We start from the raw sequence: 21,167 nt of genomic DNA, 5'->3' as shown, positions 1-21,167 counted from the left end.
GGCACGAGCGTTGGATATCGTGGATCGATGACCGAGACCCCCGCACTCCCCGAACGCAGCAGGCAGGTGCACCGGCAGCTCCTGGAGGCAGGCGTCGATGTCCGGATCCGGGTGCTCCCCGAGTCTGCACGAACCGCAGCCGAAGCAGCCGCCGCGATCGGCTGTGAGATCGCGGCGATCGCCAACAGCCTGGTCTTCGTCGCGGACGATGTGCCGGTGCTGGTCATGACCAGCGGCGGGCACCGGGTGGACCTCGACGCGCTGAAGGCGAGCATCGACGCGGAGGAGGTGACGATGGCTCCGCCCGCCCTGGTCCGCTCGGCGACCGGCCAGGTCATCGGCGGCGTCGCACCCATCGGTCACCCGACACCGCTTCGCACCTATATCGATGAGGCGTTGCGGGCCCACGACGAGCTGTGGGCGGCGGCAGGCCATCCCCACACGGTCATGCCCTTGACCTTCGACCAGCTCACCGCCCTGACCCGGGGAACAGTGATCTCCGTCGCATGATCTCTATCGCGTGATCTCCGTCGCGTGAGTTCCGCCCCCTCACCTCACGCAGGGGCCGGGCCCGCATCCGGGCACGCTGCGATTCACCCTGAGAGCCGGGTCGCGAAGCGCATGCTCCACGACCCGGCTCTCTCGACGATCAGCTGTGTGCTGCCCGCTTCCGAGCACGAACGGCTCCGAGCAGGGTGAGGGCGATTCCGAGCAGGAGCGCCGATCCTCCGGCCCACAGCAGCCCACCGGGGGCATCGGCGCCCGTGGTCGCCAGCGACGATCCGCCCGTGAGGGGCAGCTCCTTCGGCGGAGAGACCACGGGCGGCGGTGTCGTCGGCGGTGTCGTCGGCGGTGTCGTCGGCGGAATGACCGGCGGCGTCGCGGTCGCGGAGTTGGTGAGGGTCACCGAGAGAGTCGCACCGGCGCCGACCGTGATCTGCGCCCCACCGTCGGGACGCACCTGCACACCTGTGCCCGAGAACGCGGGTGTTCCCCAGTCGATGCCTTCGATCGCGGGCGGGGTGAGCTCGACGAGGGTGACCACGGTGCCGGCGGGCAGCGTGATCAGCGGCGAGGTGGCGCCGGCGGTGATGGCGACCGTCCGCTCGACGACCGGATCGCCGTAGCTGTACCGCACCGTGTACACGGAGTCGGCGGGCACAGTCGGCGCGCCGGATCCGGACATCGCCTTGGTCACGGTGAATGCCCCGGTGGCGTCGCCGTCGCCGGTTCCCCCGCCCGTGACGTTCCACACTTCCTTGTCCTCGAGCTTGATCCCGTTCACGTCGGCGGTGTTGGCGAAGGTCGCCCCGTCCACATGGGTGCTCGGCACGGTGAAGTACTTGACGAAGTAGATCCGGGTCGGGTCGATCGGACCGGGGATCTCGAGGTGGAATGCCGTGCCCTCAGCGTTCCACGACCCCGTCCAGTCCGTGATCGTCTGCGAGTCCTGATCCTGCATGGTGGCGCTGCGCACAGCGAGCTGGCCGTCCTCGTTGTGGTGCTCGGCGAGCCCGTCACCGGCGCCGACGAGGGTGTCATCGATCACGATCGACTCCGCTCCGGCGAAGCTCGCTCCCGGGAGGGCCAGTTCCCACGCGATCCTGCCGTCGTCCGTCTGCCAGGACCACTTCTGCGGTTCGGTGGGCAGCGGTGCGGAGGGTCCGATCCCCCCGCCGGGGAGCTCGACCGGTGTGATCGTGCCGTCGACGGTGAACTCGACGGTCGACTGCGTCGTCTGCTCATCCGCAGAGGCGACGAACCACAGCGAACCCGTGACGCCGGTTCGGCCGTTCACGTAGTCGGTGAGGGTGCACGTCACGACGGGAGCCGCATCCGTGCTCACCGTGCACTGGGCGATCGCCACGCTCGGGTCCTCAGCCGATGGCACGGAGAAGGAGGTGCCCGCGCGGGCGAACTCCTTCGGGAGTGTGAACCCGAACGTCTGGCCTCCTGTCGCTCCGTCCGGCACCGCCCAGTCGGCATCGACACGCACCTGATCCCACTGCGAGACGCCTCCACCGCCGTTGACGGTCGTCACGGTGATCGACGCAGGATCGATGGCCGCGGGATAGTCGTACTCCGCTGCCGAAGCGCTCCCGGCGCCGGCGAGAGTGATCACGGCGGTGAGCGCCGCGGCGGCCGCAGCGATCATCGCGGTTGTCTTTCGGCGCACGACGGCGCCGCCATTTCTTTCGTACAAGATCTTCCCCAGTTCTTGATGAAGCCCGCGGCTCGGTGCTGACGCTGTGGAACGGCAGTACGGAGGCGCAAGGCATGTGTCCCCATATGAGAGACGACGGGGTGCGCGATCTATTACGCGATTCTCGAACTCTTCTGAGCAGGAGGCGATCGGAGTCGTGCTCGACGAGGCGTGGGAAGGTGCTCAGGAAGCAGAAAAGCCTCGGTAGATGGCGAGATCTACTGAGGCTGTTCCGTGCACCCCCTGGGACTTGAACCCAGAACCCACTGATTAAGAGTCAGTTGCTCTGCCGATTGAGCTAGAGGTGCGTGGCCCGGGATAACCCCGACCGAGGAATTACATTACCAGCCGACCGGGTCCATGTGAAATCGGCGTCGGCACCCGGGCGCGCCGCGACGATGAGAGACCGCAGACATGGTCTTTCGGCCCTCGGGCGCCGCGGAGTCGACGACTATTCTTAGACCGTGAACACCTCTCCCCACGCCGATGCCCTGCGTCACGACCTCGAACTCGCGCTCCGCCTGGCTGACGCCGCGGACGCCCAGTCCCTCCCGCGTTTCGACGCATCGGATCTCGAGATCTCGACCAAGGCCGACAACTCGCATGTGACGGATGCCGACCTCGCCACGGAGCGCGCGATCCGCAGCATCCTCGAGCAGGAGCGGCCCGAGGACGGCATCTTCGGCGAGGAGTTCGGCGCCCAGGGCAGCACTCAGCGCCAGTGGATCATCGACCCGATCGACGGAACCGCCAACTTCCTCCGCGGGGTCCCGCTGTGGGGGACGATGATCGCCCTCGCGGTGGACGGCGTGCCCCAGGTCGGTGTGGTCAGCATGCCGGCGCTCGGTCGACGCTGGTGGGCGTCGACCGGTGGTGGCGCCTGGACGGACGGCGAGAACGGACCGCTCCGGATCCAGGCGTCCTCGGTCTCCTCCCTCGACGACGCGAGCGTGAGCTTCCAGAGCATCGCGCAGTGGTCGGATGCCGGGCGCCTCGACACGCTCCTCGCGGTCGCCGCACGGGTCTGGAGGGACAGAGCGTACGGTGACGTGTACTCGTACATGCTCCTTGCGGAGGGCCGCATCGACATGGTGGCCGAGTTCGGCGTCAAAGAGTACGACATCGCTGCTGCCGTCCCCATCGTCCGAGAGGCCGGCGGCCGGATGACGGCGATCGACGGCGCGGAGACGATCAGCGCGCGCTCGACACTCGCAACCAACGGGACTCTGCACGAGGAGTTCCTGAGCTTGACGCAGAGCTGATCGGCCTGCTGCAGCCCCGACCGGAACGACGAGGCCTCGCGATGAATCCCCGCATCATGTCCGCCGCCGCGGGCGTCCTGCTGCTCGTCGCAGCGCTCTCCGCGTGCGCGGCCCCCGAGCCAGGCCCCTCCTCGACGCCCGACGCCGGCGACACGCGCCCGTCACAGTCCCCAGCCCCGCCCTCCTCGCCGACAACGCCTGCCGCCGAGGAAGAACTCACGTGCGAGTCGATGATCTCCGATGGCACCGTCACCGCGCTCGCTGATGCCGGTTGGACCGCCGAGACGAAGGAGTTCGTCGCCGGCGGCGTCGAGCTGACCGAAGGACTGCTCTGCTTCTGGGCCGACTACTCCGTCGGTTCGGATCACGGACAGCTCTACGGCTGGTCCGCGATCGACGGTGCGGACGCCGCGACGGCGCAGGCCGCTCTGCTCGCCGAGGGGTGGAAGCGAGAAGACGGCCCTGACGGCGTCTACTTCACAGAGGATGCGCAATACGCGATGGGCACCGACGAAGACGGCTACGGGATGACGTACCTGTTCGGGGACGGCTGGGTTCGGCTCGCCGACACTCGGCAGGGACTCATCCTCATCGAATGGCCGCGCTGAAGACGCTTCAGCGACCCGGCGACCCCATCGAGCTCTCGAGAACACGGCCGAACGTCCGCGAGACGGGCGGCGTCCACAGGAGCACGATGATGCCGGTAGCGACCACTGCAGTGAGCGCGGCGCCCCAGTCCCAGCGGTCTCCCCACACGAGCACCACGGTGCTGAGTGCGACGGCGAGGCCGAGGAAGATCGTGAGCATGAGGCGGGAGAGTCCGCTTCCTCGGCGGACGCCGGCGGCGACGGCCAGGATGAGCAAGCCGAACAGCGCAATCGCGGCTCCGGTGAGCGAGAAGGCGGAGGTGCTCGCATCCGGGTCGTAGCGCCCCAGGAACACGAGGATGCCGAGGGCCGTCGCCAGTAACCCGGAGCCGTAGGCGAGGACGGCGACCACCGTCGTGATCACGGTCGCGACGCCGGAAGGAACGGGATCGGACGGCGTGGGTGCATGCGTCGCCGCACCGTGGGTGGGGTTCGACGCCGGGGACAGCACGAGACGACGATGCAGCAACCGGACCACCTCGATCGCCAACACCATCGCGATCGTGATCCCGGTGAGCGCGACCGCGAGCTCCGCGCCGGGATCGACGAGCACGAAGAACTGGCGGGCGAGCGGGATCGTGAAGACCGCGACGAGCAGGACGAACATCGCACCCACGACAGCCACCTTGAAGCGGTTGAGCGGACGGGAGAGAACGGCCAGCACCCAGATGCCGACGACGGCCAGGATCACAGTGGCTCCGGTGCGCAACTGCTCCTCGTGCGCCCCGAGCCCGCGGGCGACGAACGTGTACCAGGTCAGTCCCAGCGCGACGACGACGCCTGAGGGTATCGCGAAGCTCAGCGAACGACGGAGGAAGCCCGGCTGGTAGCGGGCAGCGTTCGGCATGAGCGCGAGGAAGAACGCGGGAATGCCGATCGTGAGGCCATCGGTGATGGAGAGCTGGCGCGGCAGGAATGGGAACTCGAGGACGAACACTCCGAAGATGATCGCGAGCAGCGTCGCGTAGACGGTCTTGTTCAGGAAAAGCATCGACACGCGCTCGATGTTCGCGATGACCTGACGTCCTTCGGCGACGACATCCGGCAGGTGCGAGAACTGCCCGTCGAGCAGCACCAGTCTCGCCACGGCCTTCGTGGCAGCTGACCCCGAGTTCATCGCGATTCCGATGTCGGCGGCTTTGATCGCGAGAGCGTCGTTGACGCCGTCGCCGGTCATCGCAACGGTGTGTCCATGGCTCTGCAGCGCGACGACCATCCGCTTCTTCTGTTCCGGTGTGACGCGGCCGAAGACCGTATGCCGGTCGAGCACATCGGCGAGCTCCGCGTCGTCGTCGGGCAGCTCCCTGGCGTCGAACCCGTCGGCCACGTCGAGACCGACTTCGCGGGCGATGGCGGCGACGGTGCGGGGATTGTCGCCCGAGATGATGCGGATGCCGACCTGTTGGCGTCCGAAGTACTCGAGGGTCTGCGCGGCGTCGGGGCGAACCTGTTCCCGGAAGGTGAGCACCATGGCGGGCCGGAGTCCGCCGGGGAGCTGCTCGGAGTCGATGTCGGCCGACGAGAGCCCAGAGTCCGCATGCCCGAGCACCAGCGTGCGCCGCCCTGTCTCCGCGAGGCCGGTCACCGTGCGCCCGAGCTCCGTGCGCGGTGACGTGGCCTCGTCGCCGAACACCATCTCCGGCGCACCCATCACCCATGTGCCGGAGACGCCGTCGAACGACACGGCGCTCCACTTCCGCGCGGACGAGAACGGGATGTATCCCGAGACCGAGAGCGGTGACGCGACCGGATAGGCCGCTCGCATCGACCGCGCTGTCGCGTTGGCGTCGGGAGAGGCCGCATACCAGGCCAAGGCAGCCGCCGCGTCGTCGGTCAGCTCTGTCGCGGCATCGTCGAGAGAATGCACCGCATCGAAGCCGATCTCCCCCACGGTGAGCGTGCCCGTCTTGTCGAGGCAGACGACATCGACGCGCGCGAGACCCTCCACCGCCGGCAGCTCGTTCACGAGCACCTGCCTGCGAGCCAGTCTCGACGCGCCGACAGCGAAGGCGATGCTCGTCATGAGCACGAGGCCGAGCGGGATCATCGCCGTCAGGGAGGCGATCGTGTTGACGACGGCCTGCACCCAGGCATCGGTCGAGAACACCCTTGAATACCCACCGAGGACGAGGATCTGGGCGTTCAGTACCAGCAGGCCGACAGGGCCGATGATCCAACTCACCCATTTCAAGACCCGGTTGACCGACGTGCGAAGCTCGCTGGAGACCAGGGAGAATCTCTTGGCCTCTCCGGCGAAGTGATTCGCATACGAGTCAGCGCCCACCCGCGTGGCGATGGCCGTCCCCTCCCCGGCGACGACCACGGCGCCGGACAGCGCATCATCGCCGGGCTGCTTCTCCACGGGGTCCGATTCGCCGGTGAGCATCGACTCGTCGATCTGCAGGCCGCGCGAGGTGAGGACCCGCGCGTCAGCCGGGACCTGCTCGCCCGCTCTGAGTACGAGCACGTCGTCGAGCACCACCTCTCCCGGTGCGATCTCCCGCTCGTCGCCGTCGCGCAGCACCAGTGCGCGCGGAGCGTTCATCAGGGCGAGCCGATCCAGAGCCGACTTCGCGCGGAACTCCTGGATGCATCCGATGATCGCGTTCGCGAAGGCCGCGAGACCGAAGAGAGCGTCCTGCCACCTTCCGACCAGGAACAGCACGAAGAAGCAGGCGAACACGATGCCGTTGAAGAGGGTGAAGACGTTCGCGCGCACGATGCTCCACGCGCTGCGACTGGTGTCCGCGACGAACGCGTTCGTCTTGCCCGCAGCCACCCGCTCCGCGACCTCGGTTTCGGAAAGGCCGGCCGGGCGCGCAGAAGCAGTGGTGTCCACAGACCTCAATATAGACGCGAAGAGGCCCGCCTCCCCTTGTTTCCAAGGGGAGGCGGGCCTCATTCCTGTGACAGCGACCTTGTGGAGCTGGGGGGAATCGAACCCCCGTCCAACGCTGAGTCTCCACGCCTTCTCCGGGCGCAGTCTGTGAAGACGTTCTGCTCGGCTCCGACCTTTGTCACAGACACCTAAGTCGACGAGCCCAGCCTGGGAAGAGTCCCACGTGACGTCCAGACGCCATCACGCAGCAAGATTCCTAGATGACGCCAGGATCCGTATCGGAATCACATACGGCCTGACGGACTATCGGGCTCGCTTATGCAGCGAGGGCGAAGTCGTTGCGCTTGGTTTCGGCAACTATTTTTTTGCAGAGAGCGTTTACGAGATAACTCTGCATCCTCGGCCCGCTTCTCGTGGATTCACAGGCGCTGTCGAAACCGATCAGCCCCGTGGTCCTTCTCTCGAAGGAGCCGCTGTCACACTGTGGAATTACCATCTCGGGCGGCGACCGCCCGAGCATCTCAGACTACAACGTTCTCCGCCGCTGCACCATTCCCCTGTCGCACTGAGGGCTGGCGTAGAGTCGCCCCATGAGCAGCGAAGTCACCGTCACCGTCCGCGGCGAGCACGAGGCGCGAGTGGCGCCCGAGCGCGCCACCGTCAACGTGAGCGTTCGCACCGACGGCTCCGAACGAACCGACGTCGTCGAGAGCGCACTACGGCTCGCAGACCCGGTGCGCCGCAGCATCAGCGATCGATCGGATGCCGGCACCGTGGTCGACTGGTCGAGCAAGCGCATCTCCGTTCGGGCCGAACGCCCCTGGAGCAGCGAGGGCACAAGACTCGATCCCGTGTACTACGCGAGCATCGACTTCACGGCGACGTTCGCCGAGGCCTCGGAGCTCTCCCTCTGGGTCTCCGACGTGTCAGCCTGGGACGGCGTCGAGATCGGCTGGGTGGACTGGCACCTGACCCCGGAGACGCGCACGCAGGTGGAACGTGACGTCGCCGCATCGGCAGTCGGCGTGGCTGTCACCCGCGCCGAGGCCTACGCCGGGGCGCTCGGTCTGGATGAGGTCACCCCGCTGGAGATCGCTGACGTCGGTCTCATCTCCAGGGGGCAGCCCGCGCCCGGCGCCCCGATGCTCAAGGCCCGAGGAGCCGCGGCATTCGCCGCCGACTCTGCACCCGCCATGGAGTATGAGCCGGAGGAGATCGTGATCTCCGCCACCGTCGAGGCCAGATTCCTCGCCCGCTGACCGATCAGATCTGTGCGACGAAGGGCGCGAGCTCCGCAGCCAAGCGCTCCGAGACGCGCGCATGCACAGCCGTGCCGTCCTCGCGGTGCTCCACGGAGAGCAGCATGCCCGACTCGTGGATCGATGCGACGAGGTCGCCACGATCGTACGGAATCACCGCTTCCACCTCGACCGCGGGCTTCGGCAACGCCGCTTCGACCGCTGCCCGCAACGCTGCGATCCCCTCGCCCGACCTCGACGACACGAAGTGAGCGTGAGGTTGCAGGCCACGGAGGACGAGACGCTCATCCTCCGTGATCAGGTCGGCCTTGTTGAAGACGACGATCTCCGGCAGGTCTCTGACGCCCACGTCGCCGAGGACGTCACGCACCGTCTGCAGCTGCCCCGCAGGATCGGGGTGCGACCCGTCGACCACGTGGAGCACGACGTCGGCCTCACCCACCTCTTCCAGAGTCGAGCGGAACGCTTCGACGAGCTGATGGGGGAGATTGCGGACGAACCCGACCGTATCGGTCAGCGTGTAGACGCGGCCGTCTTCCGTCTCCGTCCGGCGGACGGTGGCGTCCAGCGTCGCGAACAGCGCGTTCTCGACCAGGACACCCGCGCTCGTGAGGGCGTTGAGCAGACTGGACTTGCCGGCGTTCGTGTATCCGGCGATGGCGACGGACGGAATGGTATTGCGCTTGCGCTCGGCGCGCTTGGCATCCCTGGCGGGACCGAAGTCGCGGATCTGTCGTCTGAGCAGCGCCATCTTGGTGCGGATGCGTCGACGATCCAGCTCGATCTTCGTCTCACCAGGACCGCGCGAGCCCATACCTGCACCACCCGCGCCCACCTGGCCACCGGCCTGACGGCTCATCGAGTCGCCCCACCCACGCAGGCGTGGGAGCAGGTACTCGAGCTGAGCGAGCTCGACCTGAGCCTTGCCCTCACGGCTCTTCGCGTGCTGACTGAAGATGTCGAGGATCACCGTCGTGCGGTCGATCACCTTGACCTTCACGACGTCTTCGAGCGCACGCCGCTGGCTGGGCGCGAGTTCGGTATCGGCGATGACCGTGTCGGCTCCGACCGCGGCGACGATGTCCTTGAGCTCCTGCGCCTTGCCCCGACCGAGATAGGTTGCGGCATCAGGGTGCGGGCGACGCTGCAGCACACCGTCGAGCACCACGGCGCCGGCCGTCTCGGCGAGGGCGGCGAGCTCTCGGAGCGAGTTCTCCGCGTCTTCCTGGGCTCCCTGGGGGTAGACGCCCACGAGGACGACGTTCTCCAGCCGCAGCTGCCGGTACTCGACCTCGGTGACGTCCTCGAGCTCCGTCGACAGACCTCCGACGCGTCGAAGCGCATGACGGTCCTCCAGATCCCACTGCGCGCCGTCTGCGCTCCCGTGTGATGCGGTCGATTCGTCCTGCAGCGCCTGAGCGGCGCCGAACACTCGGACGTCCGAGCGCTTCTCCGCGTTCGCGAGCACACGATCGACCGTCTGATCGTCGGTGGAGGGGGTTGTGGTCTCCGTCATCCGTTCCTTGTCTCTGGGTTTTGTTGCGAGCCTTAACCTTAGCCCGCGGTGTCCGGTACGCTCACCGTATGGGGTCAGATCACTACTTCACTGCGGCCCCGGCAAGCCCCGAGAATCTGCGCAAGATCCGTGTGACTCTCGCGGGTCGAGAGCTGGAAGTCACCACCGCCGGTGGCGTCTTCAGCCCAGACCGTCTCGACGCCGGCACTGCAGTGCTCCTCGCCAACATGCCCCCGGTTCCGCCGGGCGGCGATCTTCTCGACCTCGGCAGCGGCTGGGGGCCGGTGACGCTGTCGATGGCTCTGGCTGCTCCCCACGCGACGGTCTGGGCCGTCGACGTCAATGAGCGTGCCCTCGATCTCGTGCGTCGCAACGCGGCAGCTCTTGGGCTCACCAATGTCAACGCTTCACTGCCCGACGATGTTCCCGAACACGTGTCATTCCGCACGATCCGCTCCAATCCGCCGATCCGCGTCGGCAAGAACGAGCTCCACGGGCTTCTCGAACGGTGGATCCCGCGCCTCGATGAGCGCAGCGACGCCTGGCTGGTCGTGCAGCGCAACCTCGGAGCCGATTCTCTCCAGCGCTGGATCGGATCGACGTTCCACCCCGGCTACAGCGTGTTCCGAACCGCCACGGGCAAGGGATACCGCATCCTCAAGGTGCGAAAGCACGGAAACCCGCCGACGGAGCCGATTCTCCTCAGCTGAGCAGACCGAGGCCGAGTCGATCCGCGCGATGGCCGGACGGAGCCGTCAGACGAGGTCGACCTCGCCCTGGAAGACGAGTTGCGCCGGCCCCGACAGGGCGACGTGCTCGCCGTCTTCTGCGGGGAACATGCGAACGCCGAGCGTACCTCCAGGCACCTCGACCTGCCAGTTGCTCGGAGCGTTCGCTCCCGCCCAGTGCCTGACCGCGAGTGCCGTCGCGGCGACACCCGTGCCACAGCTGAGGGTCTCCCCCACACCACGCTCGAACACCCGCATGCTCACGTGACCGATTCCATCGCGCACGAGCGGCTCACCCGGAACCACGAACTCGATGTTCGCGCCCTCGGGGAGCGGAGGTTCGAGATCGGGCGCCCTGTGCAACTCGAGTGACGCGAGCTCGGCCTCCGAGGCGAGGGCGACCACGACGTGCGGGTTGCCGACGTCGATACCGAGTCCCGGTCGTGTCACGGACAGGCCATCGACACGAACCAGCGGGTCATCGCCGGAGAGCTTCCAGCGCCCGAGATCGACCTGGTATCCGGTAGCGCTTCGCGTGACATCGCGCACGCCCGCCCTCGTCCCGATCGGCAGTGTGGAGCCGGGTTCGATCGTCGCCAGACCTGAGCGCACGAGGTAGTGGGCGAACACGCGGACACCGTTCCCGCACATCTCGGCGATCGATCCGTCCGCATTGCGGTAGTCCATGAACCACTCCGCCTGTGGCTCCTCCTCCAGAGTCGCCACCCCCTCGGGGATGGCCGAGGACCTCACGACACGGAGAATCCCGTCGGCACCGATGCCGAAATGACGATTGCACAGCACCGCGACCTGCTCGACGGTGAGGTCGAGCTCGGCGTCGGGGTCGGCGATGATGATGAAATCGTTGCCCGTGCCGTGACCCTTGGTGAATGCGACCATGGCTCCAGTCTAGGGATCGTGAAGAGCAGCTCCCGTCACGAACGCCCGTCGCGAGCAACCCGATAGCGCCCGCAGAGGAAGTTGCGATTGCGTGCCACCTCCAGCAGTTCGAGGTCGAGCCTGCGCGGAAGCAGCGGGGCGCCAGAACCGAGCGTCACGGGGGCGTACTGCACCCAGACCTCGTCGAGCAGTCCGGCATCGGCGAACTGGCCTGCCAGGTCTCCCCCACCGACGACCCAGAGGTCTTTTCCTCCGGCGGCCTCCTCCATCTGAGAATGCACCGTCCGGACGTCGGCCTGGGTCAGCCGCACGTCTGCGCCCGTGGGCAGATCGAGCTCGCGGTGAGTGAACACCCACGTGGGTTGCGAGTATCCCCAACGCCCCTCTTCGTGGCGCATCACCCATTCATACGTCGAGGCCCCCATCGCCAGGGCGCCGATGTTCCGCTCGAACCCCGTGTAGGCCATCGGTCCGTCCTGGTCGATGTCCTGCGTGAGCAACCAGTCCAGCGAATGCTCGTCGGTGGCGATGAATCCGTCGAGGCTGGATGCGGTGTAGAAGTGAGTCGTCATCCATCGAGACTGTCAGGGACTACCGACATCGCAGGCCACCGACAGCGCAGATCAGGACGAGAGGAGCGCAGCAACCTCCGCGGGGGCGTCCCACCACTCGAGGTCGGGATACCGCTTGAACCACGACACCTGTCGACGGGCGTATCGCCGCGTGAGGGCCTGGGTCTGCGCGATGGCCTCGTCCTGCGTGAGACGACCGTCGAGCTGGTCCAACGCCTGCGCGTAGCCGATGGCGCGCGGCGCTGTTCCTCCGCGCTCGAGCCCGCGGGAGCGCAGCCCGGCGACCTCGTCCGGCAGACCTTCGGCCCACATGCGCTCGACCCTGGCGTCGAGGCGCTCCACCAGTGCGGGGCGATCGACGCGGAGTCCGATCAGTCTTGTGTGCGGGTGCCACAGCACTGGCGTGTCGGGCAGCGCCGCACCATGGGTCGCGCTCCCCTGTTCCAGCACCTCGAGAGCGCGGATGACGCGGCGGGGGTTGCGCGGATCGACACGGTCGGCCGCTTCGGGATCCAGCCCGCGCAGCCGCTCGATCATGATCGCGGCTCCGAGCAACTCGAACTCCTGCTCGAGGCGCTCGCGCAGCGCCGTGTCCCGCGGCGGGAAACGGAAGTCGTAGACGACGCTCGACACGTACAGGCCCGAGCCACCGACGAGGATCGCATCACCCCCGCGGCGGTGGATGTCCTCCACGGCGGCGCGCGCTCGGGGCTGATACCACGCGACAGCCGCGTCCTCATCGACATCGAGCTCGTCGAAGAGATGATGCGGGATCCCCCGCCTCTCCGCCGACGACACCTTCGCTGTGCCGATGTCCATGCCGCGGTAGAGCTGCATGGCATCGGCGTTCACGATCTCAGCCGGGTTCCCTCGGGCTCGCAGCGCCTCGGCCAGCTCTATCGCGAGGTCGCTCTTCCCGGTACCGGTCGCCCCGACGATCGCCCAGAGGCGAGGTTCGGTCACACCCCGACGCGCAGTGTCGGAAGCCCGAGTGACACAGCCTTCTTCTCGCCGCTGCCGCTCGGAGCGGGTACGGCGCACGACTCCGACTGCGAACGGTCCCAGGCGTCTCCGCCTCGAGTGCGACGGATCTTGAGAGGCGCTCCCGTCGGGTCGTCTGCGAGCAGGTGGAACGGAGCTCCATGGGTCACCGTCACGGTGACGACGTCTCCTGGACGAGGAAGGTCCGACCCCGGTGTCACCTCGAAGTGCACGAGTCTGTTGTCCTCCGCGCGACCGGTGAGCCGGTGGGTCTCGGTGTCCTTCTTGCCCTCACCCGTGGAGACGAGAACCTCGATCTGCCGACCCACCTGCTTCTGGTTCTCTTCCAGCGAGATGCGCTCCTGAAGGGCGATCAGGCGGTTGTAGCGCGCCTGGACTATGTCCTTCGGAACCTGGTCCTCCATGGTCGCCGCAGGCGTGCCTTCGCGGATCGAGTACTGGAAGGTGAAGGCGCTGGAGAAACGAGCCTGCTCGACGACACGCATGGTGTCTTCGAAGTCCTCCTCGGTCTCCCACGGGAACCCGACGATGATGTCGGTCGTGATGGCGGCGTTCGGGATGCGCGCGCGGACGCGGTCGAGGATCCCGAGGAAGCGCTCACTGCGGTAGGAACGTCGCATCGCTTTGAGGATGCGATCGCTCCCCGACTGCAACGGCATGTGAAGCTGCGGCATGACGTTCGGAGTCTCCGCCATGGCATCGATCACGTCATCCGTGAAGGCTGCGGGGTGCGGGCTGGTGAATCGGACGCGCTCGAGGCCTTCGATCTCACCGGCCGCGCGCAGGAGCTTGCCGAACGCCTGTCGATCGCCGAATTCGACGCCGTAGGAATTCACGTTCTGCCCGAGAAGCGTGACCTCGATCGCACCGTCTTCGACCAGAAGCCGGATCTCGTTCAGGATGTCGCCGGGACGACGGTCCTTCTCCTTGCCGCGCAGGCTGGGCACGATGCAGAACGTGCAGGTGTTGTTGCACCCGACCGAGATCGACACCCAGCCGCTGTGCGCCGAGTCTCGCTTCGTAGGCAAGGTTGAGGGGAACACTTCGAGCGACTCGAGGATCTCGAGTTCGGCATCCCCGTTGTGGCGGGCGCGCTCGAGCAGCCCCGGAAGGGAACCCATGTTGTGGGTGCCGAAGACGACATCGACCCACGGCGCCTTGTCGAGCACAGCCTGCTTGTCCATCTGTGCGAGGCAGCCGCCGACGGCGATCTGCATCCCGTCTTTGCGGCGCTTGACCGACGCGAGATGGCCGAGTGTGCCGTAGAGCTTGCCTGCGGCGTTGTCGCGGACCGCGCAGGTGTTGATGATCACCACATCGGCTTCCGCACCGTCGACTGCCCTGACGTAACCTGCGCTCTCCAACGAGCCCGAGAGGCGCTCCGAGTCGTGCACGTTCATCTGGCACCCGAAGGTGCGTACTTCATACGATCGCTGTCGGCCGTCGACGTCGACGGCTGCCGACGACGCGCCGATGATCGTCGGTTCGCTGCGCGGGATAGTCATGATCACCCCATTGTACGAGCCGTTTCCGTGCGGAAGCGGCGCTCACTGCTCAGTCGGAATCGACGAACCGCACCCCTGAGGTCGCTCCGCCGAACGAAGCCTCGCGCAGCGCGACCTTCGCCGCCTTCATGGCGACCGCTCCGTTGTAGCCACGACGAGAAAGCTGTCCCACCAGACGACGGAGCGCCGCGTCGGGGTCGAGTCGAGTCATCGACCGCGCCTTGGTGCGGGCGAACTCCAGCGCGCGTTCGTCGTCGTCGTCCGGAAGCTCTTCGAGCGCGCTATCGATGACCTCACGCGGAATCCCCCGCTGAGCGAGCGCGCGAGACAGAGCGACTCTCCCCTGCCCCTTTCGATCCACTCCCGACCTCACGAGGACGCCGGCCAGGGCCGCATCATCGAGGTAACCACGACGGCAGAAGTCCTCGATCACATCGCTGATCGCACTGCCATCGAGGCCCGCACCACGCAGCACCTGCCGGGCTTCAGAGATCGACAACGACCGGGCTCGCAGCTTTCGCAGGAGCGACTCCTCGGCCGCGACCCGGATCTCATCGTGTGACGCCTCTTGCTGAGTCGCGCCGTCTCCTTCCGTCGCGTCGAGCGCGCGGAGCCTGGGAGCCGACCGCGAGGGATGAGAGCTCCTGGCGCCGGAGGGATCCCTGCGCCCGCGCGCCGGATGGCGCTCACTCGGGGTTCCCGTGTGAGCTGCATCGTCGGCTGTGTCGATGGAAGCAGGGTCGCCTGGAGGAGAGTCCCAGGTCGTACGCCAGACCGCATCCCCGTCGCCTCGCGATGATGGCAGTGTCGCTGATTCGCCGTACTGCGTGACCGGCGTGGAAGGCGTCGCTCCTGGTTTCTTCGCTGTTCCGCCGAAGAGGGGGATGATGGGGGCGATCCGGTCTGGATCGCCCCCACGCGAGTCGTTCATCAGGCCGGACGACGCTCTGCGAGCTCATCGGCAGCGGCCGGGGCAGCGGACGGCCCGCCGATACCGAGCTTCTGCTTGATCTGCGTCTCGATAGCCAGAGCGATGTCGGGGTTATTGAGCAGGAACGTGCGTGCGTTCTCCTTGCCCTGACCCAGCTGATCACCGTCATAGGTGTACCAGGAACCCGACTTCTTCACGATGGCGTGTTCGACGCCGAAGTCGATCAGGCTGCCTTCGCGGGAGATGCCGACGCCGTAGAGGATGTCGAACTCCGCCTGCTTGAACGGCGGCGCCATCTTGTTCTTCACGACCTTGACCCTGGTGCGGTTTCCGACGGCATCGGTTCCGTCCTTCAGCGTCTCGATACGACGGATGTCCATGCGGACCGAGGCGTAGAACTTCAGCGCCTTACCGCCGGCGGTGGTCTCGGGGGAACCGAAGAAGACGCCGATCTTCTCACGCAGCTGGTTGATGAAGATCATGGTGGTGTTGGTCTGGTTCAGACCACCGGTGAGCTTACGAAGGGCCTGCGACATGAGTCGCGCCTGCAGACCCACGTGCGAGTCGCCCATCTCGCCCTCGATCTCGGCACGAGGCACGAGCGCCGCGACGGAGTCGATGACGATGAGGTCGATAGCTCCGGAGCGCACCAGCATGTCGGCGATCTCGAGCGCCTGCTCACCGGTGTCGGGCTGCGACACCAGGAGAGCATCGATGTCGACGCCCAGCTTCGCGGCATAGTCGGGGTCGAGCGCGTGCTCGGCATCGATGAACGCCGCGATTCCCCCGGCGCGCTGAGCGTTGGCGATCGCGTGCAGCGTGAGAGTCGTCTTACCCGAGGACTCCGGTCCGTAGATCTCTACGATTCGGCCACGCGGCAGTCCTCCCACGCCGAGGGCGACGTCGAGGGCGATGGAGCCGGTCGGGATGACGGCCACAGGGGCACGCTCATCGCTGCCCAGCCGCATGACCGAGCCCTTTCCGAACTGGCGGTCGATCTGAGCGAGGGCGGTCTCGAGGGACTTCTCGCGGTCGGCGGGTGATGGCATGATGTGCTCCTTCTGCGCGCGTGATGCCGCCTGTAGGCTGTCGCGGCTCTTCCGGTTGGGAGAAACTCTCCGACAAGGCGTAATGGCTCTTCGGCTTGTTTCCACCGTAGGAGGGACCACCGACATCGGTGCGACGATCTCACATACAGTGCAGAACAAACGCTCTGGACCACTTGTGCAGAAGACTACGCCCGCTTCGAACGGATCTTCGACGACACGCCGCAAATGGAGTGTCGTGTTCCGTAGCGGGCGGACGGCGTCGGTCAGCGCCGCCGCGGCTCCTGCCGTCCGACTCCGTGGCGCCTGTCCTCGGGAACGTCCATCTCCGCGCACAGCGCCAGCCAGATGTCTCGCGGCGGCGTGCCGTCGGCGAGAGCTTCGAGAGCGGTACGCCCACCTACGGCACTCAGGCCGAGGTCGTTGACCAGAGAGGAAGCCCTCAGCCCGAACTCGGTCTCGACGGCGCGAAGGAACTCGCTACGACGCATCACCACCCCATTCGGGGGTCAGTGCAGCGAGAGCTGAGGCTCGACCGACGCCACGAGGTCGTCGGGAACGACGTCAGGGAAGACCTGAATGCCCTCGAGCACCGAAATGCGGTCACCGACTTCGCGCATGATCGTCGAGATGGGGACGTCGAGAGCGTCTGCGACCGAGGCGAGGATCTCGCTCGAAGCCTCTTTCTGACCGCGCTCCACCTCGCTGAGGTAGCCGAGTGCGACCGATGCCTTGCTGGCGACCTGCCGGAGCGTACGCCCCTTCTGCAGGCGGAAGTCCCTCAGCACATCGCCGATTTCCTGTCGTACAAGAATCATCGGAACCTCCTCCCCATGTGTTCGCTCGAGGTCTCCCCCGATGAGACAGCCAGTCTAGTACCCCTGGCGTGCACAGAATCTACTCCTGCACTCTGTGGTTTACGTGTGAGCACATCAGAGACAACCAGCCGCAGGGCTCTGCTATTCCGAGAGCAGGGCGAGCATCTCCTGGAGTGCCGCGTCCACCGTCTGCGCCCGGATCGATTCCCGGTCGCCGACGAAGAGAAACGCCCTGGTCCGCGATGCCGCGGGGGTGACGACGCCGATGTGCACCGTGCCGACGGGCTGCCCGTCCGGAGACACCGGTCCGGCGATCCCGGTCGTGGACACCCCCACATCGGCAGCCTCGCCGTCGACGCCGACGACGCGTCTGACGCCGTCTGCCATCTCCAGTGCGACCTGCGGATGCACCGGCCCGTATCTCGACAGCAGGCCCTCATCCACGCCCAGCACGGACGACTTGACCGGCGTGGCATATGCCACGACGCCTCCGAGCAGCACGGCTGACGCTCCGGGAACCGCGACGAGATCGGCGCACAGGGCGCCCCCGGTCAGGGATTCGGCCACGCCGAGCTTCCATCCTCGTCGGCCCAGCGCAGCGAGGACCTCGGCTGCCGCCTGACTCATGACTTCCGGCGCGACCCGCGTACCTGCGCCACGACGTAGTCGATGCCGCTCGCCACCGTGAGGACCAGGACGATGAGCATGAGGATGAAGGTGATCAATGTCCAGGCGTCGAGACCGATGACGTAGTGCAGCGGGAGGAGTGCCCACCCGAGCGCCACCCCTTGGAACGCGGTCTTGATCTTGCCCATCCAGGCCGCGGCCACGACGTGTTCGCTGGCCACCATGAGCCGATGGATCGTGATGCCCCATTCGCGCACGAGGATGATCGCGACGATCCACCAGTTGACCTCGCCCAGAATCGCGAGCCCGATGAAGCCGGCACCGGTGAGCATCTTGTCGGCGATCGGATCCCAGAGCTTGCCGAAATCACTGACGATGTCGTACTTGCGGGCGAGGTACCCGTCGACCCAGTCCGTCGAGATCCCGACGATGAAGATGACTCCGGCCGCCCAGCGGAGACCCGGGTCCGAGAACCCATAGGTGCCACCCAGCAGGAGCAGGACGAAGAAGACGACGGCCAGCGGGATGCGCGCGACCGTGATGGCGTTGGGGAGCTGCCGTGGGATCGCCATCAGTCGCGTCCCGTCAAGCCCCAGGCATCTTCGTCGCCCTCAGCTTCCACCTCGGGAAGACCCTCGTACTGAGCCGCGATCGGGTCATGCGTCTGCGGGAGCGGCGGGACGGGCGGAACCGCAGGCGCAGCCGATGCCGATGTCGGTGCCGGAACGTCGTCTCCGCGCAACTTGGCCATCACCTGCGGGAGCTGCTCGGCGGTCGCCAGCACGTCTCGCGCCTTCGACCCCTCGGAGGGGCCGACGATCTCGCGCGACTCGAGCAGATCCATGAGACGACCTGCCTTCGCGAACCCGACGCGGAGCTTGCGCTGGAGCATCGACGTCGATCCGAACTGCGAGGAGACGATGAGCTCGGCGGCTGCGAGCAGCAGCTCCAGGTCATCCCCGATGTCCTCGTCGACTTCCTTCTTCTTCGTCGGCTCCATCGCCTCCTGCACATCCGGACGGTAGTCCGGACGTGCCTGACGGGTGACGTGCTTGACGACCGCGTCGATCTCCTTCTCATCGACCCACGCGCCCTGGAGGCGGAACGGCTTCGATGAGCCCATCGGCGAGAACAGGGCGTCACCTTGACCGATGAGCTTGTCGGCACCGGGGCTGTCGAGGATGACCCGGCTGTCCGTGACGCTCGTCACGGCGAAGGCGAGTCGTGACGGGACGTTGGCCTTGATCAGGCCCGTCACGACGTCGACGCTCGGGCGCTGAGTCGCTAGCACGAGATGGATGCCGGAGGCACGTGCGAGCTGCGTGATGCGGACGATCGAGTCCTCGACGTCGCGAGGGGCGACCATCATGAGGTCGGCGAGCTCATCGACGACCACCAGAAGGTACGGGTACGGCTTCAGGACACGCTCGCTGCCCACCGGGAGCTCGACCTCGCCCGCGCGGACAGCCCGGTTGAAGTCGTCGATGTGCCGGAAACCGAACGACGCGAGATCGTCGTACCGCATGTCCATCTCCTTCACGACCCACTGCAGCGCCTCCGCCGCCTTCTTCGGGTTCGTGATGATGGGCGTGATCAGATGCGGGACACCGGCGTAGCTGGTCAGCTCGACACGCTTCGGGTCGATCAGCACCATGCGCACGTCGGACGGGCGGGCACGCATCAGCAGACTCGTGATCATGGAGTTCACGAAGCTCGACTTACCCGAACCGGTGGAGCCGGCCACGAGGAGGTGCGGCATCTTCGCGAGGTTCGCGATGACGATGTTGCCGCCGACGTCTTTGCCAACGCCGATGGTCATCGGGTGCGTGCTCTTCTGCGCAGCGGGCGAGCGCAGCACATCGCCGAGAGCCACCATCTCCTTGTCGGCGTTCGGGATCTCGATGCCGATCGCGCTCTTGCCCGGGATCGGCGAGAGGATGCGCACGTCGTTCGAGGCCACGGCGTAGGCGAAGTTGTTACTCAGCTGCAGGATCTTCTCGACCTTGACGCCGTGGCCCACCTCGACCTCGTACTGCGTGACCGTCGGTCCACGGGAGAAGCCGGTTACCTTGGCATCGACCTTGAACTGCGACAGCACGCTGGTGATCTGCTCGATCACCTTGTCGGTCGCCTCTGAGCGCATGACGGGCGGCGGGCCTTCGACCAGGAGTCCGGGAGACGGGAGGATGTATGGCGTGACGGGGGCCTGCGGGCCGCGGTCGCCCGGACCATCGGTGCCGAACCCGTCGAGACCGGGTAGTTCCGGCACCTCTCCTGTCTCGGAGGAGTCATCAAGCAGGGCCGTGGTCTGCTGCTCGGCGAGCGAGTCGGCGACCGACCTGACCTCGGACAGCACCTCGGTGGCCGCGTCGTAAGGATTCTCGACGACCACTGCCTGGTCGTACGCAGGCGTGGGATCGGAGGTGGTCAGGAGCGCGGTGATGTCGTCGGAATCGAGTGTGCCCTCATCCGGGTCCTCTTCGCGGCCGGTCTTGTTCCGGCGCCACCACGGCAGTACGTCGGGGTCATCGGTCTTGTCCGCATCGTCGATCGCTGCGGCGTCCTTCGCCGGCTTCTCCGGTCGCTCCGCGTCGAACATCCAGGCGTAGAGGTCCCCGAGGCGCGAACCGATGCGATTCGGCGGTGTCTTGGTGAGGATCAGGATGCTGAGTGCCACGAGCAGCGACAGCACGATGTACGCCGGGATGTCGGTGAGGTACGTCAGCGGCTGCCCCACCAGCCAGCCCAGCAGACCGCCCGACTCGCTGAGCGCAGGCATCCCCTGGTTCGGATGCGGGCGAGGCCCTGCGACATGGAAGATCCCCGCGAGGGCGAGGACGAACATGCCGAAGCCGATGCCGATACGACCGTTGTCGTGGACGGAGGACGGGTGCCGGAACAGCCATCCGGCGAGCAGGAGGAGCAGCACGGGCATGATGAAGGCCACGCGTCCGACGAAGAGACCCACCGAGTAGGCACTGATGTTCGCTGCGACCTCGTTGCCGATGAAGAACCACTCGTTGACCGCACCGAGCACGGCGAGGAGCACGAGGAAGAACGGGAAGCCGTCGCGACGGTCGTCCTTCTCGAGGGTCTCAGGGCCGAACGCGCGGAAGAGTCCTCCGACCCCGTGCGCCAGCCCGACCCAGGCACGGACGGCGACGGGAGGCTTGTCGGCCTCGTCGATGTACTTCTTGGGAGCGGGTTGGGCCTTGCGAGCGGGCGTGGCCTTGGGAGCCGTCTGCCGCTTGGGGCGCGACGGTGCGCTCGTCGACGCGCGCTCTGTCTTCGTGGTACTCCTGGCCATGCTCT

General features: G+C 66.8%; 19 protein-coding genes, 1 tRNA gene and 1 other RNA gene. 5 read left to right on the top strand and 16 right to left on the bottom strand.

Annotated features, from left to right (window positions below; all coding sequences use genetic code 11):
• The first annotated feature begins 27 nt into the window (after positions 1-27).
• Positions 28-510, top strand: coding sequence for a YbaK/EbsC family protein (locus ILP86_RS08235; RefSeq protein ID WP_141369895.1), 483 nt, complete (start codon positions 28-30; stop codon positions 508-510).
• A gap of 139 nt (positions 511-649) precedes the next feature.
• Here the strand turns inward: ILP86_RS08235 and ILP86_RS08230 are convergent, their stop codons facing one another.
• Together ILP86_RS08230 and ILP86_RS08225 are read right to left on the bottom strand one after the other, a co-directional pair.
• Entirely contained in the window at positions 650-2,155 is a 1,506-nt protein-coding gene (locus ILP86_RS08230; RefSeq protein WP_141369897.1) for an Ig-like domain-containing protein, read from the bottom strand.
• A gap of 283 nt (positions 2,156-2,438) precedes the next feature.
• Positions 2,439-2,511: transfer RNA gene (locus ILP86_RS08225), tRNA-Lys, on the bottom strand.
• 156 nt (positions 2,512-2,667) lie between these two features.
• On the opposite strand from ILP86_RS08225, the gene ILP86_RS08220 reads away from it, so the two are divergent.
• Together ILP86_RS08220 and ILP86_RS08215 are read left to right on the top strand one after the other, a co-directional pair.
• Positions 2,668-3,465 carry an inositol monophosphatase family protein gene (locus ILP86_RS08220; RefSeq protein WP_193761757.1) on the top strand — a complete coding sequence of 266 codons (798 nt, stop codon included), beginning with the start codon at positions 2,668-2,670 and terminating at the stop codon, positions 3,463-3,465.
• A 41-nt stretch (positions 3,466-3,506) separates the two neighbouring features.
• Positions 3,507-4,073 (top strand): hypothetical protein, encoded by a 567-nt coding sequence (locus ILP86_RS08215; RefSeq protein WP_061017568.1) that lies wholly within the window; start codon positions 3,507-3,509, stop codon positions 4,071-4,073.
• Between the two features lie 7 nt (positions 4,074-4,080).
• On the opposite strand, the gene ILP86_RS08210 is transcribed toward ILP86_RS08215, so the two are convergent.
• On the bottom strand, positions 4,081-6,951 hold the full coding sequence (locus ILP86_RS08210; RefSeq protein ID WP_308431896.1) for an HAD-IC family P-type ATPase: 2,871 nt from the start codon (positions 6,949-6,951) through the stop codon (positions 4,081-4,083).
• A 79-nt stretch (positions 6,952-7,030) separates the two neighbouring features.
• Positions 7,031-7,400, bottom strand: a transfer-messenger RNA (tmRNA) gene (gene ssrA, locus ILP86_RS08205).
• A gap of 141 nt (positions 7,401-7,541) precedes the next feature.
• Between ssrA and ILP86_RS08200 the strand changes: the two genes are divergently transcribed.
• Positions 7,542-8,210: an SIMPL domain-containing protein gene (locus tag ILP86_RS08200; protein ID WP_058630544.1), complete on the top strand. Its 669-nt coding sequence runs from the start codon at positions 7,542-7,544 to the stop codon at positions 8,208-8,210.
• A gap of 4 nt (positions 8,211-8,214) precedes the next feature.
• On the opposite strand, the gene hflX is transcribed toward ILP86_RS08200, so the two are convergent.
• On the bottom strand, positions 8,215-9,726 hold the full coding sequence (gene hflX, locus ILP86_RS08195) for a GTPase HflX (RefSeq protein ID WP_058630543.1): 1,512 nt from the start codon (positions 9,724-9,726) through the stop codon (positions 8,215-8,217).
• A 68-nt stretch (positions 9,727-9,794) separates the two neighbouring features.
• On the opposite strand from hflX, the gene ILP86_RS08190 reads away from it, so the two are divergent.
• Positions 9,795-10,436: a class I SAM-dependent methyltransferase gene (locus ILP86_RS08190; protein WP_058630542.1), complete on the top strand. Its 642-nt coding sequence runs from the start codon at positions 9,795-9,797 to the stop codon at positions 10,434-10,436.
• 45 nt (positions 10,437-10,481) lie between these two features.
• Here ILP86_RS08190 and dapF read toward each other — a convergent pair whose 3' ends face one another.
• The 11 genes from dapF to ILP86_RS08135 all read right to left on the bottom strand — a co-directional run bounded on the left by dapF (position 10,482) and on the right by ILP86_RS08135 (position 21,162).
• Complete coding sequence (dapF, locus tag ILP86_RS08185; protein WP_193761755.1) at positions 10,482-11,354, bottom strand: diaminopimelate epimerase; 873 nt, start codon at positions 11,352-11,354, stop codon at positions 10,482-10,484.
• A gap of 35 nt (positions 11,355-11,389) precedes the next feature.
• A complete protein-coding gene (locus ILP86_RS08180; RefSeq protein ID WP_058630540.1) occupies positions 11,390-11,926 on the bottom strand; it encodes a dihydrofolate reductase family protein in 537 nt (178 codons plus the stop codon).
• A gap of 51 nt (positions 11,927-11,977) precedes the next feature.
• Positions 11,978-12,889 (bottom strand): tRNA (adenosine(37)-N6)-dimethylallyltransferase MiaA, encoded by a 912-nt coding sequence (miaA, locus tag ILP86_RS08175; protein WP_058630539.1) that lies wholly within the window; start codon positions 12,887-12,889, stop codon positions 11,978-11,980.
• On the bottom strand, positions 12,886-14,433 hold the full coding sequence (miaB, locus tag ILP86_RS08170) for a tRNA (N6-isopentenyl adenosine(37)-C2)-methylthiotransferase MiaB (protein ID WP_193761754.1): 1,548 nt from the start codon (positions 14,431-14,433) through the stop codon (positions 12,886-12,888). The genes miaA and miaB overlap by 4 nt, the downstream gene beginning before the upstream one ends.
• Positions 14,434-14,482: 49 nt before the next feature.
• The gene (locus ILP86_RS19595; protein ID WP_227750933.1) at positions 14,483-14,932 is read right to left on the bottom strand and encodes a regulatory protein RecX; all 450 of its coding nucleotides are present in this window, start codon (positions 14,930-14,932) and stop codon (positions 14,483-14,485) included.
• Positions 14,933-15,363: 431 nt separating this feature from the next.
• Positions 15,364-16,413, bottom strand: a complete 1,050-nt coding sequence (gene recA / locus ILP86_RS08160; RefSeq protein ID WP_061017554.1) for a recombinase RecA — start codon at positions 16,411-16,413, stop codon at positions 15,364-15,366.
• Between the two features lie 263 nt (positions 16,414-16,676).
• Complete coding sequence (locus ILP86_RS08155) at positions 16,677-16,901, bottom strand: DUF3046 domain-containing protein (RefSeq protein ID WP_113680796.1); 225 nt, start codon at positions 16,899-16,901, stop codon at positions 16,677-16,679.
• An 18-nt stretch (positions 16,902-16,919) separates the two neighbouring features.
• Positions 16,920-17,228 (bottom strand): helix-turn-helix domain-containing protein, encoded by a 309-nt coding sequence (locus ILP86_RS08150; RefSeq protein WP_026049981.1) that lies wholly within the window; start codon positions 17,226-17,228, stop codon positions 16,920-16,922.
• A gap of 141 nt (positions 17,229-17,369) precedes the next feature.
• A complete protein-coding gene (locus tag ILP86_RS08145; RefSeq protein WP_046748326.1) occupies positions 17,370-17,855 on the bottom strand; it encodes a CinA family protein in 486 nt (161 codons plus the stop codon).
• Positions 17,852-18,427, bottom strand: a complete 576-nt coding sequence (gene pgsA / locus ILP86_RS08140) for a CDP-diacylglycerol--glycerol-3-phosphate 3-phosphatidyltransferase (RefSeq protein ID WP_058630535.1) — start codon at positions 18,425-18,427, stop codon at positions 17,852-17,854. Before pgsA ends, ILP86_RS08145 begins: the two co-directional genes overlap by 4 nt.
• Positions 18,427-21,162 carry a DNA translocase FtsK gene (locus ILP86_RS08135; RefSeq protein ID WP_113680786.1) on the bottom strand — a complete coding sequence of 912 codons (2,736 nt, stop codon included), beginning with the start codon at positions 21,160-21,162 and terminating at the stop codon, positions 18,427-18,429. The genes pgsA and ILP86_RS08135 overlap by 1 nt, the downstream gene beginning before the upstream one ends.
• Positions 21,163-21,167: the final 5 nt, after the last annotated feature.

This window comes from Microbacterium sp. R1, assembly GCF_015159725.1.
GTDB lineage: Bacteria > Actinomycetota > Actinomycetes > Actinomycetales > Microbacteriaceae > Microbacterium > Microbacterium oxydans.
Note: the sequence above shows the minus strand (reverse complement) of the source record. Positions and strands in the feature narration are given on the sequence as shown.